The organism is Hazenella coriacea, from assembly GCF_004341825.1.
In the GTDB taxonomy this organism is placed as follows: domain Bacteria; phylum Bacillota; class Bacilli; order Thermoactinomycetales; family Thermoactinomycetaceae; genus Hazenella; species Hazenella coriacea.
Window position 1 is genome coordinate 320,588 of record NZ_SMAG01000003.1, and the last position, 14,062, is coordinate 334,649.

A 14,062-nucleotide genomic window follows, 5' to 3' on the forward strand; every position below is an offset into this window, starting at 1 on the left:
AAAAATGACCCCATTAGAAGGGTCATTCTCTACAAACTTACTTTTCTCAGTCATTTCCATATTCGGTTACACACTCAGGTGAACAAAACGATCCCCACTCTTGACGAGGATCCCACTCTCTCCGGAATGGAGCCATCGGATTAAATTCAAACTCACAGTGTTTACACTGTTTCGTTTGAGTCAGTCGTAATAATCCATCATGTAAAAGATCTAATTGTGTTTTACTTAACTGTAAAGTATAGGCGATATAGTTCATCACCTCGTAAACGTCAGCAAAAAAGTAAGGATCTTCCTGAGCATAGAGACGTGGATTCCACCAAGCCCAACGTCCATCAGAAAGGTGAGTAACATAAAACTGATCCACAATCAATCTAGAAGCTTGTTCTAATCGTTCAAAAGATGGAAAGCCAAGTTCTGCAGCAAGATTGTCCATTAAAGCCTGATCAATATCACTTAACATCTCTTTCCAATTAATGTTATCTAATTCATCTTCCCATTCATCCATTTGCTTAAAATTACCTAGATTCACGACTCATCTTCCTTTCTCTCTCACTAAACCGTCGTCAATCTACGGACAATCTCAGCCGTCTTTTTTGCTACCCCTCTCATTTGTTCCACTGTATTCCCACGTCCAAAACTAAAACGAATCGCTGATCGGGTAATTTCCTCACTGAGTTGCATCGCTTTTAATACATGTGAGACTTCTAAGGTCCCAGACGTACACGCAGAGCCACTTGCACAAGCAATATCAGCTATATCATAGTTCATCAATAACGTTTCTGAGTCTGTTCCGGGGAAACTAAGATTGAGGATATGGGGTAAAAAACGTTCTGGATGTCCGTTTATAACAAAGTTTACCTTTTCTCTTTTCAATTCTGCAAGTAACGTATGGCGTAAATGAAGCAAAAATCGTTTATGTTCTTCTCTTTCTTCCATTGCCAGCTCTGTGGCTTTTCCAAACCCTACGATTCCGATGACATTTTCTGTCCCAGGACGGCGTCTTCGCTCCTGTGCACCACCAAAATTTCGCGGGATGATGCGAACTCTTTTCGATTGGTACAAAGCACCTACACCTTTGGGTCCATTAATTTTGTGGCTAGAAAGAGAGAGCAAGTCAACAGGAAGTGTACGAAGATCCAATTCCTCTACACCAAAGGCTTGAACAGCATCTGTATGAAAATAAATCTGTTGCTCCTGAGCCCATTGACCCATTTCTTCAATCGGTTGTAAAGTACCTACTTCATTGTTTCCAGTCATAATCGAGATGAGACACGTGTTAGGACGTGTTGCCTTTTTTAATTCATCTATAGAAATCATTCCTGTATGATCTACGGGAAGATAAGTGACTTCAAACCCGACCCTTTCCATATATTTACAAGTATCTAGAACCGCATGGTGTTCAATCTCCGAAGTAATAATATGATTTTTTCCTTCTTCCAAACATGCTGTAGCCACACCCATGATCGCTAAATTATCTGCTTCCGTTCCTCCACTTGTAAAGGTGATTTGTCCTGGTTCTGTGTGAAGAGCATGGGCAATCTCCTGTCTTGCTTGATCAATAGCAGTACGAACTGTCCTTCCATACTGATGAATACTAGAAGGATTACCAAATGCCTCGTCTAAAAATGGAAGCATTGCTTTTTTTACTTCAGGACGAATCGGTGTAGTAGCAGCATGATCCAAATAAATTGCCATAGCCCACTCCTCCGCTAAATATAAAACATATAGTTCTCATTGTTCCCATCATATTCAAAATTGATCAGAGAAGCTAAAGAAGTGGAATCTAACACCTCTGCAATCGAATCACGAATCCTTCTCCATAAATCCCTACGAGCTGGATCCTCTTCTTCAGTAAATTCAACTGGACTGATCGGACCTTCTAACACACGAATAATGTCCCCAGCCGTAATTCCTTCTGGCGGCTTAGCCAGCTTGTATCCCCCATAAGCTCCACGCACACTTCGCACTAACCCTGCATTTCTTAAAGGAGCGATTAGCTGTTCCAAATAATGTTCAGAAAGACCATGTCGTTCTGCTACACTTTTGAGCGGAATCGGTCCTTGTCCATATCGACATGCTAAATCCATCATGATTGTGAGACCATAGCGACCTTTAGTCGAAATTTTCAACCGAATTGACACCTCTTTTCAAAAGCAATTGCAACAAACGTTGACTATATTGAATCGAGACTTGCATCAAGGGACCTGCTAAAAACCCAAAAAAGAGGGTACCGATGTGTACAGGTCCACCCAAAAACCAGCCGATGCTACCAACAATTAACTCCATTATAGTACGAACACTACGGATCGACCAGCCAAAGCGTGAGGAGAGTTCAATCACTAAACCATCTCTTGGACCAGCTCCAGCTTCAGGTGCAATATAAAGTCCAATTCCCACTGCGATCAAACCTATGCCTATAACAAGTAAAACTCCTTGAGACCACCACTGATTAGCCATAGGAATAAAATCAAAAAACATAATAATATCAATAAAAATTCCAAAGAGTAACATATTGAGAATCGCCCCAACACGTGGAAATTGACGATTCAGTATACAGGTACAAGCAACAATCAAAACTCCAATCGCGATTGTCCAAAAACCGATGGATAAAGGAGTGATCTTTGCTAGACCGATATGTAACACTTCCCATGGGGCCACTCCCAAATTCGCTTGAATGGTACAAACGGTCCCTAAAGCCATGATCCATAGCCCGAATATAAAAAATGAAAAACGATACCAAAAATCCCCTGAACTTTTTGAAAAGCCCCCTATAAACCAATTCACCCATTTTTTTCTTTTACTCATGATAAAAAACCTACTTATTATTTATATTATATTTTAGGTTCAATCCGCCACATGAGGAGTGTTACTATTTTTTAAAACCATACAATTTATGCAACATTTTCTACGGTTTGTAGTCAGTTTATCACAGGATGAATCTTTGCGAACAGAACATTTTCTGATTAAATATAGATTGTTAATTTTGTTGGATGAAAAAACAACATCACCTTGGCAACTCAAAATAACTGACTCCTTACAAATATACATAAATTCCTATTGCCCACTTTTACTAATCCCCTCTTATAAATAAAACCATTTAACAAAAATATAATTATCAGAAAAACCCTCATATCCATTTCCACTTTTTTCATTCACGATAAACTTTTTTTGCAAACTTTCATCAATGAACCACCCACTCAAATCATCGAATTATTGCACTTCACGATAAATCTCAAGGTGTAAGGAGACATGTTACAATAGTACAGGAAAGCTAAACAATACATTTTTTTGTTAACTATGAGATTCAAATAAAAGTAATGCTTAAAATCATGAAATCATCGATCACTGAGTCTGCTTATATTTTCACTATCTATCAATAAGAGGGATGTACATTGGACTTATTTGAATTTGGAATGGAAAAAGAACGAGAAACAAAGGCACCCTTAGCAGCTCGCATGCGTCCTCGCCACTTAGATGAAGTAATCGGTCAATCTCATATCATTGGGTCTGGAAGACTCTTACGACGAGCCATCGAAGCTGATCAATTAACATCCATGATTTTTCATGGTCCTCCTGGCACGGGAAAAACCACACTTGCTCAAGTGATTGCCAATTCCACAGAAGCCTATTTTGAAAAATTAAATGCAGTCACTGCAGGTGTTGCAGATTTGAGACGCATTGTGCAAGAAGCAAAAGATCGGTTGGGAATGTATGGACAAAGAACGGTTCTGTTTATCGATGAAATTCATCGGTTTAACCGTTCCCAACAAGATGCCTTACTTCCCTATGTGGAGGATGGAACCATGATCTTCATCGGGGCTACGACTGAGAATCCTTCCTTTGAAGTAAATGCAGCCCTTCTCTCTCGTTCAAGGCTTTTTTCTTTACAAACATTAAGCGATGAAGAAATGAAACAGATCCTTCTACGTGCATTAGAAGACCGAGACAGAGGATTAGGAGAGTATCAAGGAGAGCTAACACCAGAAGCTTTAGATCATCTTGTTCAGATCGCAAATGGAGATAGTCGAAATGCGCTAAATGCTTTGGAGTTAGCCGTTCTTACAACGCCACCCAATGAAGAGGGTATTCGAAAAATCACTTTAGAAGTGGCTGAAGAATCCATTCAAAAGAAAATAATTCGCTATGATAAAAATGGGGATCAGCACTATGATACAATCTCAGCTTTTATCAAAAGTATACGTGGCTCTGATCCTGATGCAGCCCTCTACTATCTAGCAAAAATGATCCTCGCAGGTGAAGATCCTCGGTTCATTGCTCGACGAATTTTTATTCATGCTGCTGAAGACGTGGGAATGGCAGACCCCCGAGCTTTATTAATCGCCTCTGCGGCTGCTCATGCCGTTGACTATATTGGACTCCCTGAAGCTCAAATCCCCTTAGCCGAAGCGGTGATTTATTTAGCTACAGCTCCTAAGAGTAATGCGGCTTACAGAGGTATCAATGAGGCACTAGCTGCTGTCAAATCGGAAAGAAATGCGGAAGTTCCTCCCCATCTTCGTGATGCCCATTTTAAAGGAGCTAAAGAACAAGGGAGAGGCAAAGGATATTTATATCCTCATGATTATCCACGTGGTTATATTAAGCAACAATACCTTCCGGATGAACATGTAGGGAAAACATTTTACCATCCAACTACCATTGGCTATGAACAAAAACTACAAGAATTTATTCGTTGGGTCAAGAAAGATAAATAATGATCGATGTATTTGAACACTCCTTTAGGGCAAATTAAGAAAAAATACTTAAAGGAGAGTGTACGAATGGATCCGCAAATGAAAAATTTGATTGATGGTCTCAATGAAGACCTTAGCTATGAACTAACAGCCGTTCATCAATATATCTACAATGCGGCGGTGGTGTCGGGATTAGCTCGGTTAACACTGAAAGATTTCTTCTTAAATGAAGCCAACGATGAAATGACTCATTCCCAATACCTTTCAGAGAAAATTGCTTCTTTGGGCGGTGAACCAAAGGTTGAATCGAAACCCATCTCTTCCCTACGGAATGTAAAGGAGATGCTCGAAGCTACTTTACAAGCCGAAATAGATACGATCCAGAGGTATACTCAACGAATTGAACAAGCGGAGGCTGTGCGGGATCTTGAGTTAAAAATAAAACTAGAAGACTTTATCGCTGATGAAACCAAGCACAAGGAAGAGATCCAGCGTTTGTTAGCTGACCCTCGACTGTAGACAAGAAAAAAACTCTCACCAAGAATGGTTAGCTTTCTCACCTTCAAGTCTCTCCATAGACCCAAAACCCCCCTTTCTCTTTGTAAGGGGGGTTTTTACATATAACCGCTATGAATGTTTCGAGATTATCTCATGCACTTGACGCCAATCTGTAATTCTTTTTAAAGGAATGGGGAAATCACGATTATAAGAAGCATCGACAATCACTGTAGGGATCCGATTCTTACATAAATTTTCTAAATGTTTGGGTGCATCTTCAAAAAAAAGGTCAATTCCAATCTCATTAGCGACTTTTGCTTTATCTTGAGCACTCATTACCAAATTCCTACCTGTGTAAGGAAACTCATGCTTTTGTAACCAGTCGATGGTCACTTTACGTAAATTTCTCATTCCTGGACGTGCAGTAATAAAAAATACTTTGTGCCCACTCTCTACTAGCTCATTGAGAACCTCTGATGCATGGGGTAAAGGAAGACCTAATGTGTAGATTTTTTCCTCTAGTTTCCGCCACATCTTGGCACCTTCCTGGCGTGTTAACCTATAAGCTCGATCTAGATAAAACTCTGGTACATCTTCCACTTCGATGGTTTGATTGAGCTCTTCATTATAAACTTGTACCGCTGCACGGTGAGTGTCTTTAATGGTTCCATCGATATCCACACCGATATTCATTCTGTCTCTCCTACCATCATTGGTTTCATTTTATAAATTCCCCAAAACAGTCCGCTCCATACAAAAAAAGAGCCCCATTATGCCGTGCTCCCTTGGTTTTGAACCTGCTCTCTCGCAGGTGGGTGCTCTACATCTCAGATCATGGGTCCACTCCTGTGGCTTCCACTTACAAAGATGACTCAAGCTCCCATAGAAAATGTGTTGGTTACAAAACGTAAGGTGCACGAACATCGCAGGACTCTTTTTTGTTTGTGATTTTATGGTATCAAATATACAGACAAAGTGCAAGTAAAACTATTATCTAGTTAAGAAATTAATTTTCTTTTCGTTTGTCTTTACGTAGCTCAATATTTAATTCTTCTAGTTGTTTTTCATCCACCGTTGATGGCGCTTGTGTCATTAAACAACTAGCACTTGCTGTTTTGGGGAATGGAATACATTCACGTAAATTGGTCCGCCCCGCTAGTAACATCACCAAGCGGTCAAAGCCAAAAGCAATTCCCCCATGCGGAGGCGCTCCATACTCAAATGCTTCTAGAAGGAAACCAAACTTCTCTTTTGCTTCCTCTGGGGTAATTCCTAGTGCATGAAACATGAGCTCTTGCACTTCACGCCGATGAATTCGACGACTTCCACCAGCTACTTCGTATCCATTCAGAACCATATCATATGCAACCGCACGCACTTGTTCAGGGTTTGTTTTCATCAATGGCAGGTCTTCTTCCATCGGACTTGTAAATGGATGATGCTTAGCATAAAACCGTCCATCTTCTTCCGAGTACTCTAAGAGTGGGAATTCAGTGATCCAGACAAATCGATATTCATTTTCGTTAATAAGCTTTAACTGTTGACCGAGACGAACACGAAGTCCTCCTAGAACATCGGCAACGACCGCAGGACGATCGGCGACAAAAAATAGAAGGTCTCCCGTCTCCGCTTGGGCTGCTTGACAGATGGAGGTAATCTCCGCCTCAGATAAAAACTTAGCTACGGAACCTTTAACCCCTTCTTCTTTTAAAGCGATCCAAGCGAGACCTTTCGCTCCTAACTTTTCAGCCTCTTTCCCCCACTGATCAATCTCTTTCCGGCTCCAATGTGCACATCCTTTCACATTGAGTGCCTTTACTTGTCCACCACTAGCGATCGTGGAAGCGAATACTTTAAATGAGGTCTCTTTGAGTGTCTCCGATAAGTTGATCAATTCCATTCCAAATCGCAAATCTGGCTTGTCAGAACCATATCGGTCCATCGCCTCTTGATAAGACATGCGTTGAAACGGTGTAGGCACTTCTACATCAATAATTTCTTTGAGTAGAAGAGCCGCCATCTCTTCCATCATGGTTAAAAATGTTTCCAATGGAAGGAACGAAGCTTCAATATCGATTTGTGTAAATTCTGGTTGTCGGTCGGAACGCAGGTCTTCGTCACGGAAACATCGGGCAAATTGGAAGTAGCGTTCCATCCCTGCTACCATGAGCAACTGTTTAAATAGTTGTGGAGACTGAGGAAGTGCATAAAAAGAACCTTTATGAACCCGACTCGGAACCAAATAGTCCCTAGCACCTTCAGGAGTACTTTTCGTTAACATGGGGGTTTCTACTTCAATAAACCCATATTGATCTAAATAACGACGTACCAACTGCATCGCCCGGTGACGAATCAGCATCGTTTGTTGCATTTTAGGTCGACGCAAGTCTAAATATCTATACTTCAAACGAATCGCTTCATCAACCTCCACCCGGTCTTGAATCAAAAAGGGTGGGGTTTTCGCCTCGTTAAAAACGTCAATTTCTTTACTGATGACCTCGATGTCCCCTGTGGCCATCTTAGGGTTTACTGTTTCTGGAGAACGAGCAACCACTTTTCCTGTAATGGAAAGTACATATTCGCTTCGTACTTGTTCAGCGATTTCAGCAAGCTCCGGAGATGAGTCTGGGTTGACCACGACTTGGACAACTCCAGACCGGTCACGTAAATCGATGAAAATTACGCCACCTAGGTTTCGTTGTTTTTGCACCCAACCATTTAAAGTAACGGTTTGACCAATCAACTCTTTGTTGCACTCATGTGCATGATGGGTTCGGTATCCATGCCCCATTTGTATCACACCTCATCCAATTCATTTTCCATTCGCTACACCATTTATTTGTTATTGCGTAGATAAGTGACGACTTCAGCAAGAGGGACCAGCTCTTGTGTACCTGTACCCAGATTCTTGAGATTCACTTTTCCTTCTTTCAACTCGTCTTCTCCAAGAATCGCTACCCAACGTGCTTGAACCCGATCAGCTTGTTTCAATTGGGCTTTCATCTTGCGATTGAGATAATCTTGATCTCCAGTGAAACCTGCTTTTCTTAGGTCTTGTAACAATTGAAACCCTGTTACTTTAGCCTCTTCACCTATACTAATCACATAGCAGTCCACCCCTTTATCAATGGGTAGAGAAACATTTTGCTCATCTAAAGCTAAGACAACACGCTCTAAGCCAATTCCAAATCCGATTCCTGACATCTCTGGTCCGCCAATCTCCTGAACTAATCCGTTATATCGACCGCCACCACCGATGGTACTTGCTTGTGCCCCTTTGACATCTAACATAAATTCAAAGGCTGTATGTGTGTAATAATCAAGTCCCCGTACCAGACGATCATTAACCACATAGTTGATTCCTAGTGCATCTAAATACTTTTTAACCATTTCGAAGTGATGTGCACAATCTTCATTTAAGTGGTCAAGGATCGAAGGGGCTTGATTGGCAATCTCTTTAGTTGCAGGATCTTTGGTATCAAGAATTCGCAATGGGTTCCTATATAGCCTTGCTTGTGCATCGGCTGCTAGTTGATCTTTATAAGGCTCAAAATACTCAATGAGTTTTTGCAAATAAACAGGACGACATTCCGCATCCCCTACACTATTGATTTCCACCCGAACTCCTTGAAGACCCAATTCCTCGAAAAATTGCATTCCCATCGCGATCACTTCTGCATCTAAAGCTGGGTTGGTACTCCCGAACGCTTCTAAACCAAACTGGTGAAACTGACGCTGCCGACCGGCTTGTGGACGTTCATAACGAAACATGGGCCCCATATAAAACCATTTCGTTGGTTGAGGTTGTGCATACACTTTATTCTCAACAAATGAACGCACAATCCCTGCAGTCCCCTCCGGTCGAAGTGTTAAACTCCGTTTTTTCCGATCCAAAAAAGTGTACATTTCTTTCTCTACAATATCAGTAGTCTCTCCTACACCTCTTTGAAACAGTTCGGTCGTTTCAAAAATAGGTGTACGAACTTCACTAAAGCCATAACGACGACTGATTTGGCGAGCTTTTTCTTCTACCCATTGCCACTTCGTTGTTGTGTCTGGCAATAAATCTAAGGTTCCCCGTGGGATCTTATAACTCATTTCCTTACCCTCCCAATCCTAAAAAAGCATTCACTCGGTAAAATCAAAAAATCTCCCGCCACTGACCTAATGTCAGGGACGAGAGATTAGTTAACATTCCCGTGGTACCACCCTTATTAGAAATTGGTATGATGCCAATTTCTCACTCAAGTCCTGTTATCGCCAGGAACGCGTCTAAATCTACTAACCATCATCATGGCGTTCGGTTAGAACCTCCAGGTGTCTTTCCTCGAATCGTAACACAGGAAACTTTTCAGCCACGAGTTTCCCTCTCTAGTTGTTCGTAGACGAGTACTTTTCCTTTCACCGGTGTTCATATATCATTCAAAAAACTGGATGTATTTAAGATTAGATTTTATAGACTGATGATTTAATTGTCAAGGCTATTTTATGTCGTATCCCTGCTCTATATGTGTATAATTTGTGTCTGAATTAAATTTTTAACCTAGGAGGGAAGATATTTCTCCGGCAAAGGACTTTTGCGGATCCACTACGGAAGTCAGATAGAGAAACAACGCCCCGACGGGATTTGGAGTAATATTGTGACTGAAATTACTCAAATTTAATTAGTCAATGATTTGCCAACAAACAGTGACATCTTGACCTCAACCAGCTGAATAGTTCCATCATTGATTGTGTTATAGTAAACATAATCAATTGTATGCACGATTGGAGGAGAGTTCTGCGTGATGAAATTATTTATCAGTCTTGGCAGTATCAATATGGCTTTAGCGATTGCGATTGGTGCCTTTGGTGCACATGGATTAGTCGGGAAAGTTTCAGAAAAAATGTTAGCCAATTGGAACACTGGTGCCCACTATCATATTGTTCATGCGCTAGCATTGATTGTCATTGGACTATTAATCTCTAAAATAGGACCTACACCTTCCTTACATTGGGCAGGGTGGCTGATTCTTGCTGGTATTATTTTATTTTCAGGTAGTTTATACGTAATGGCACTTACCAATATTAAAGTTTTGGGAGCTGTTACACCTTTTGGAGGGGTAGCCTTTATAATTGGTTGGGTGTTAGTAGCCATTGCTACTATTAAAAAGTTAACCTAATCTTTATACTATATCCTCCTATAACATGAATAAACTCTACTTTTAAATCAAGATCTTCTTCAGCTGGTTGTTCACATGGACCAGCTGTTTTACTTAAAAACAAACTTTAATTTTTATGCACACTTTGCAACCCCAGGAGGAAATCTGATGCTTCATCATATTGAGATCTATGTGTCAGACCTTCAAAGAACGATTCAATTCTGGAATTGGTTTTTAGGTGAGTTAGGATATGAAGTTCATCAACAATGGAGCTCAGGAATTAGTTGGAAGCATGGTTCCACATACTTGGTATTTGTACAGGCTGATCAAAAATATATGGATGTCACCTACCACCGATGTCGTGTCGGGTTAAATCATTTAGCTTTTCATGCCAACTCAAAAGAACAAGTGGATGAGATCACCTTAAAGTTGCAGGAGAAAAAAATTAAAATTTTGTATCAAAACAAACATCCCTTTGCAGGAGGAGAACATCATTATGCGGTCTATTTTGAAGACCCTGATCGGATCAAAGTAGAGTTAGTCGCTCCATCGAGTCAGTGATATGTTTGATGAAACCATTACTGGTATCATATAGGGGAATGTGATTATTCAAACTTTATCCATCGTGCCGAAATCTCCATTCACAAAAAACGTCGCTGCTTCAGTTTTTGTAAACAATCTTTTTCTTGCTCATGCTCTTCTTGATTCATCTCCTCTATGGGAATCTGTTCCAGTGAATGGACTGACCCGTATTGCATCATTTGTTCAAGAATGGCTATATCTTTAGGTAACCTACGCATATTATTTCCTCCCTTGGAAATCATCCTGCTTTCAGGTTGCCCTTATTAATCATCGACTAGTCTTTGGATACTTAGAGATGGTGCAAACAAAAAGACTGCCGAAATTCAGCAGTCTTTTTGTGTTTGACCCTATTTTTATTTCTTCAAAAGAGCTTCCACCCGCTCCATCACATGATCCACATCAAATCCATACTTTTTCATTAAAAATCCACCTGGTGCAGAAGCCCCAAATTGATCGACACCAATGATCGAGCCCTGTTCACCTACGTAGCGTTCCCAGCCCATTGGATGAGCCGCCTCGACTGCGAGCCGAGCCCGTAAATTTGGTGGGAGAACTGAGTCTTGGTACTCTTGAGATTGTTGGTCAAATAGTTCACGACATGGCATGCTGACTACACGTACATAGATTTCTTTTTCAGCCAGTTTCTGCTGAGCTTCAATCGCTAGACTGACTTCCGAGCCTGTCGCTATGATGACTCCTTGCGGATTTGCATTCTGTGCTTCTGAAACGATATAAGCACCCTTAGCAATGATTTCTTGATCTTTTCCGACCGTACCTTCCAAGATCGGCAAGTTTTGTCTACTCAATGCTAACACAACAGGATGCTCTTGTTGATTCATGGCATATTGCCACGCCGCAACGGTTTCATTAGCATCTGCTGGACGAATCACATGTACGCCAGGGATCAAGCGTAAAGATGGAATTTGTTCAACCGGTTCATGAGTTGGTCCATCTTCTCCTACTGCAATGCTGTCATGTGTAAAGACATAGATGACAGGAAGTTTAGAGAGTGCTGCGACACGGATCGCTGGGCGTAAATAATCGGAAAAGACAAGGAATGTGGCTCCAAATACACGAACCCCTCCATGGTACATCATTCCATTGAGGGCTGCCCCCATTCCATGTTCACGAACTCCAAACCATAGATTACGTCCCGCATAATTCTCACTATGAAAGTCTTGTTCATCTTTCATCAAAGTGTTATTGGAAGAAGCTAAATCTGCCGATCCACCGATGAGCATGGGGACATGCTTAGCTAAGGCTTGAATCGTTTGACCTGAAGCAACCCGAGTCGCCATAGCTTTATCAGTAGCTTGATAAGCCGGGAGATGTTGCTCCCAACCTTTAGGTAACTCTCCCTTGATGGCTAGTTGTAATTGATTTGCTAGCTCTGGATATTTCACTTGGTATTGATCATATAAGTCATTCCATGCAGCTTCTTTTTCTGAAAGACGAGTTTGAATAGAAGCCAGATGCTCTCTTACTTCTGCTGGGACATAAAAATCTTCCTCAGAGCTCCATTGATAAGCCTTACGAACTTCAAATCTTTCTTCTGTTCCTAAAGGCTTTCCATGTGCTTCTGAAGAACCAGCCCGATTGGGGCTTCCATACCCAATTACTGTTCGAACCTCGATCAGGGTTGGTTTTCCCGTTTCCTTTTGTGCTGCTTCAATCGCACGACCCATCGCTTCGAGATCATTTCCATCTTCTACACGTAAGTATTGCCAACCATAAGCTTCGTACCGCTTTTTCACATCTTCGGTGAAAGAGACCGCAAGCTCTCCATCCAAGGAAATATCATTAGAGTCATATAAAGCAATTAATTTTCCGAGACGCAAATGCCCTGCTAATGAGCTAGCCTCTGCAGAAACACCTTCCATCAAGTCACCGTCACTACAAAGGACATAGGTGTGATGATCAATAACAGGGAACCCTTCTCGGTTGTATGTAGCTGCTAAGTGTGCTTCTGCCATCGCCATCCCTACACCATTGGAGATTCCTTGTCCCAAAGGTCCTGTCGTCGCTTCGACACCTACTGTATGTTTAAACTCAGGATGTCCAGGGGTTAGACTTTGCCACTGCCGGAAATTTTTCAAGTCTTCAAGGCTTAAATCATAACCAAATAAGTGCAGTAAACTATATAAAAGAGCAGATCCATGACCTGCAGATAAAATAAAGCGGTCACGATTCACCCAATCTGGATTAGCTGGATTATAATTCATATATTTGGCCCACAACGAATACGCCATGGGAGCAGCTCCCATCGGTAAACCTGGATGCCCGGAATTGGCTGCTTCAATTTGGTCAATAGACAGTAATCGAATGGTATCAACTGTTAACTGATCTATGTTTGACATATTAGTTTTCCCCCTTTTGGAATCAATCAGTTTCTGTATTATGATGCTTCATTTCACAAGGAGTTTGCAAGAGTCTTTTCTCTGACATTCATCCTAGTTGTCCGGATCTTCTTTCGTAAACAGTCACTGATATGAGCACATGTAGTAATTAATTTATCCAGACCGTTCAAATCCTATTGGGTGTTGTTTCTCCAGATCAAAGAAAATGAGTTACATTTCCAAACTACTAGGAACATTTTTCTTAAGTCGGTAAGCAAATAATTCTTTATCTAGCATATGTACAAAGCTACATCCATAATCTTGATCACACAGAAGTCATTTTGTGGTGATCAGTTGAATCGTCCAATTAGTTACTTTCTAAAATCAATGTAACAGGTCCATCATTGACCAGCGACACATCCATCATCGCTCCAAAAACGCCCGTCTCTACCTGTAGACCTGCTCGTTGAAGCTCTTCATTAAACTTTTCATAAAGAGGTAACGCTTGGTCTGGTTTGGCTGCATCCATAAAGTTGGGGCGTCTTCCCTTACGACAATCTCCATAGAGTGTAAATTGGGAGACAGATAGAATACTCCCTCCAATATCCATAATGGAGTGATTCATCTTACCCGATTCATCTTCAAAGACCCTGAGATTTGACACTTTATTAACTAAAAATTGAATGTCTTTTTCTGAGTCCTCATGAGTGATTCCAACAAGGAGAAGCAGACCGTGGGCAATTTCCCCCACGATCTGCCCTTCAACCGACACTTTTGCTTCTTTCACACGTTGTAATACAATTCTCATTAT

The 14,062-nt window shown here is 41.2% G+C and carries 14 protein-coding genes, 1 other RNA gene and 1 other annotated feature; of the genes, 4 read left to right on the plus strand and 11 right to left on the minus strand.

The window, feature by feature from the left end:
* Positions 1-46: 46 nt before the first annotated feature.
* From EDD58_RS07705 to EDD58_RS07720, 4 genes are read right to left on the minus strand one after another with little or no spacing between them, the layout of a single operon-like run.
* Positions 47-529 carry a hypothetical protein gene (locus EDD58_RS07705; RefSeq protein ID WP_131924280.1) on the minus strand — a complete coding sequence of 161 codons (483 nt, stop codon included), beginning with the start codon at positions 527-529 and terminating at the stop codon, positions 47-49.
* 23 nt (positions 530-552) lie between these two features.
* Positions 553-1,695, minus strand: coding sequence for a cysteine desulfurase family protein (locus EDD58_RS07710; protein ID WP_131924281.1), 1,143 nt, complete (start codon positions 1,693-1,695; stop codon positions 553-555).
* Between the two features lie 14 nt (positions 1,696-1,709).
* On the minus strand, positions 1,710-2,129 hold the full coding sequence (cymR, locus tag EDD58_RS07715; RefSeq protein ID WP_131924282.1) for a cysteine metabolism transcriptional regulator CymR: 420 nt from the start codon (positions 2,127-2,129) through the stop codon (positions 1,710-1,712).
* Positions 2,113-2,805, minus strand: a complete 693-nt coding sequence (locus tag EDD58_RS07720; protein ID WP_131924283.1) for a YczE/YyaS/YitT family protein — start codon at positions 2,803-2,805, stop codon at positions 2,113-2,115. Before EDD58_RS07720 ends, cymR begins: the two co-directional genes overlap by 17 nt.
* A gap of 587 nt (positions 2,806-3,392) precedes the next feature.
* On the opposite strand from EDD58_RS07720, the gene EDD58_RS07725 reads away from it, so the two are divergent.
* Complete coding sequence (locus tag EDD58_RS07725; protein WP_131924284.1) at positions 3,393-4,715, plus strand: AAA family ATPase; 1,323 nt, start codon at positions 3,393-3,395, stop codon at positions 4,713-4,715.
* 66 nt (positions 4,716-4,781) lie between these two features.
* The gene (locus tag EDD58_RS07730; protein ID WP_131924285.1) at positions 4,782-5,213 is read left to right on the plus strand and encodes a ferritin-like domain-containing protein; all 432 of its coding nucleotides are present in this window, start codon (positions 4,782-4,784) and stop codon (positions 5,211-5,213) included.
* Between the two features lie 108 nt (positions 5,214-5,321).
* On the opposite strand, the gene EDD58_RS07735 is transcribed toward EDD58_RS07730, so the two are convergent.
* The 4 genes from EDD58_RS07735 to hisS all read right to left on the minus strand — a co-directional run bounded on the left by EDD58_RS07735 (position 5,322) and on the right by hisS (position 9,290).
* A complete protein-coding gene (locus tag EDD58_RS07735) occupies positions 5,322-5,885 on the minus strand; it encodes a 5' nucleotidase, NT5C type (protein WP_131924286.1) in 564 nt (187 codons plus the stop codon).
* Positions 5,886-5,952: 67 nt separating this feature from the next.
* Positions 5,953-6,127: non-coding RNA, 6S RNA (gene ssrS / locus EDD58_RS07740), on the minus strand.
* Positions 6,128-6,198: 71 nt separating this feature from the next.
* The gene (aspS, locus tag EDD58_RS07745; protein WP_131924287.1) at positions 6,199-7,983 is read right to left on the minus strand and encodes an aspartate--tRNA ligase; all 1,785 of its coding nucleotides are present in this window, start codon (positions 7,981-7,983) and stop codon (positions 6,199-6,201) included.
* A 44-nt stretch (positions 7,984-8,027) separates the two neighbouring features.
* The gene (hisS, locus tag EDD58_RS07750; protein ID WP_131924288.1) at positions 8,028-9,290 is read right to left on the minus strand and encodes a histidine--tRNA ligase; all 1,263 of its coding nucleotides are present in this window, start codon (positions 9,288-9,290) and stop codon (positions 8,028-8,030) included.
* A 71-nt stretch (positions 9,291-9,361) separates the two neighbouring features.
* Positions 9,362-9,606: a binding site (T-box leader), on the minus strand.
* 373 nt (positions 9,607-9,979) lie between these two features.
* On the opposite strand from hisS, the gene EDD58_RS07755 reads away from it, so the two are divergent.
* Together EDD58_RS07755 and EDD58_RS07760 are read left to right on the plus strand one after the other, a co-directional pair.
* A complete protein-coding gene (locus EDD58_RS07755) occupies positions 9,980-10,354 on the plus strand; it encodes a DUF423 domain-containing protein (RefSeq protein WP_131924289.1) in 375 nt (124 codons plus the stop codon).
* A 147-nt stretch (positions 10,355-10,501) separates the two neighbouring features.
* Positions 10,502-10,894 carry a VOC family protein gene (locus tag EDD58_RS07760; RefSeq protein WP_131924290.1) on the plus strand — a complete coding sequence of 131 codons (393 nt, stop codon included), beginning with the start codon at positions 10,502-10,504 and terminating at the stop codon, positions 10,892-10,894.
* A gap of 80 nt (positions 10,895-10,974) precedes the next feature.
* Here EDD58_RS07760 and EDD58_RS14820 read toward each other — a convergent pair whose 3' ends face one another.
* From EDD58_RS14820 to dtd, 3 genes are all read right to left on the minus strand, one after another.
* The gene (locus EDD58_RS14820) at positions 10,975-11,133 is read right to left on the minus strand and encodes a hypothetical protein (protein ID WP_165875868.1); all 159 of its coding nucleotides are present in this window, start codon (positions 11,131-11,133) and stop codon (positions 10,975-10,977) included.
* A gap of 135 nt (positions 11,134-11,268) precedes the next feature.
* Positions 11,269-13,272, minus strand: coding sequence for a transketolase (tkt, locus tag EDD58_RS07765; RefSeq protein ID WP_131924291.1), 2,004 nt, complete (start codon positions 13,270-13,272; stop codon positions 11,269-11,271).
* Positions 13,273-13,618: 346 nt separating this feature from the next.
* The gene (gene dtd / locus EDD58_RS07770) at positions 13,619-14,059 is read right to left on the minus strand and encodes a D-aminoacyl-tRNA deacylase (RefSeq protein WP_131924292.1); all 441 of its coding nucleotides are present in this window, start codon (positions 14,057-14,059) and stop codon (positions 13,619-13,621) included.
* Positions 14,060-14,062: the final 3 nt, after the last annotated feature.

Coding starts and splice junctions, on each gene's coding strand:
- EDD58_RS07735 (WP_131924286.1), bottom strand. CDS start 5,885: ATGAATATCGGTGTGGATATCGATGGAACCATTAAAGACACTCACCGT.
- EDD58_RS07755 (WP_131924289.1), top strand. CDS start 9,980: ATGAAATTATTTATCAGTCTTGGCAGTATCAATATGGCTTTAGCGATT.
- EDD58_RS07730 (WP_131924285.1), top strand. CDS start 4,782: ATGGATCCGCAAATGAAAAATTTGATTGATGGTCTCAATGAAGACCTT.
- tkt (WP_131924291.1), bottom strand. CDS start 13,272: ATGTCAAACATAGATCAGTTAACAGTTGATACCATTCGATTACTGTCT.
- EDD58_RS14820 (WP_165875868.1), bottom strand. CDS start 11,133: ATGCGTAGGTTACCTAAAGATATAGCCATTCTTGAACAAATGATGCAA.
- EDD58_RS07720 (WP_131924283.1), bottom strand. CDS start 2,805: ATGAGTAAAAGAAAAAAATGGGTGAATTGGTTTATAGGGGGCTTTTCA.
- EDD58_RS07710 (WP_131924281.1), bottom strand. CDS start 1,695: ATGGCAATTTATTTGGATCATGCTGCTACTACACCGATTCGTCCTGAA.
- hisS (WP_131924288.1), bottom strand. CDS start 9,290: ATGAGTTATAAGATCCCACGGGGAACCTTAGATTTATTGCCAGACACA.
- dtd (WP_131924292.1), bottom strand. CDS start 14,059: ATGAGAATTGTATTACAACGTGTGAAAGAAGCAAAAGTGTCGGTTGAA.
- EDD58_RS07760 (WP_131924290.1), top strand. CDS start 10,502: ATGCTTCATCATATTGAGATCTATGTGTCAGACCTTCAAAGAACGATT.
- aspS (WP_131924287.1), bottom strand. CDS start 7,983: ATGGGGCATGGATACCGAACCCATCATGCACATGAGTGCAACAAAGAG.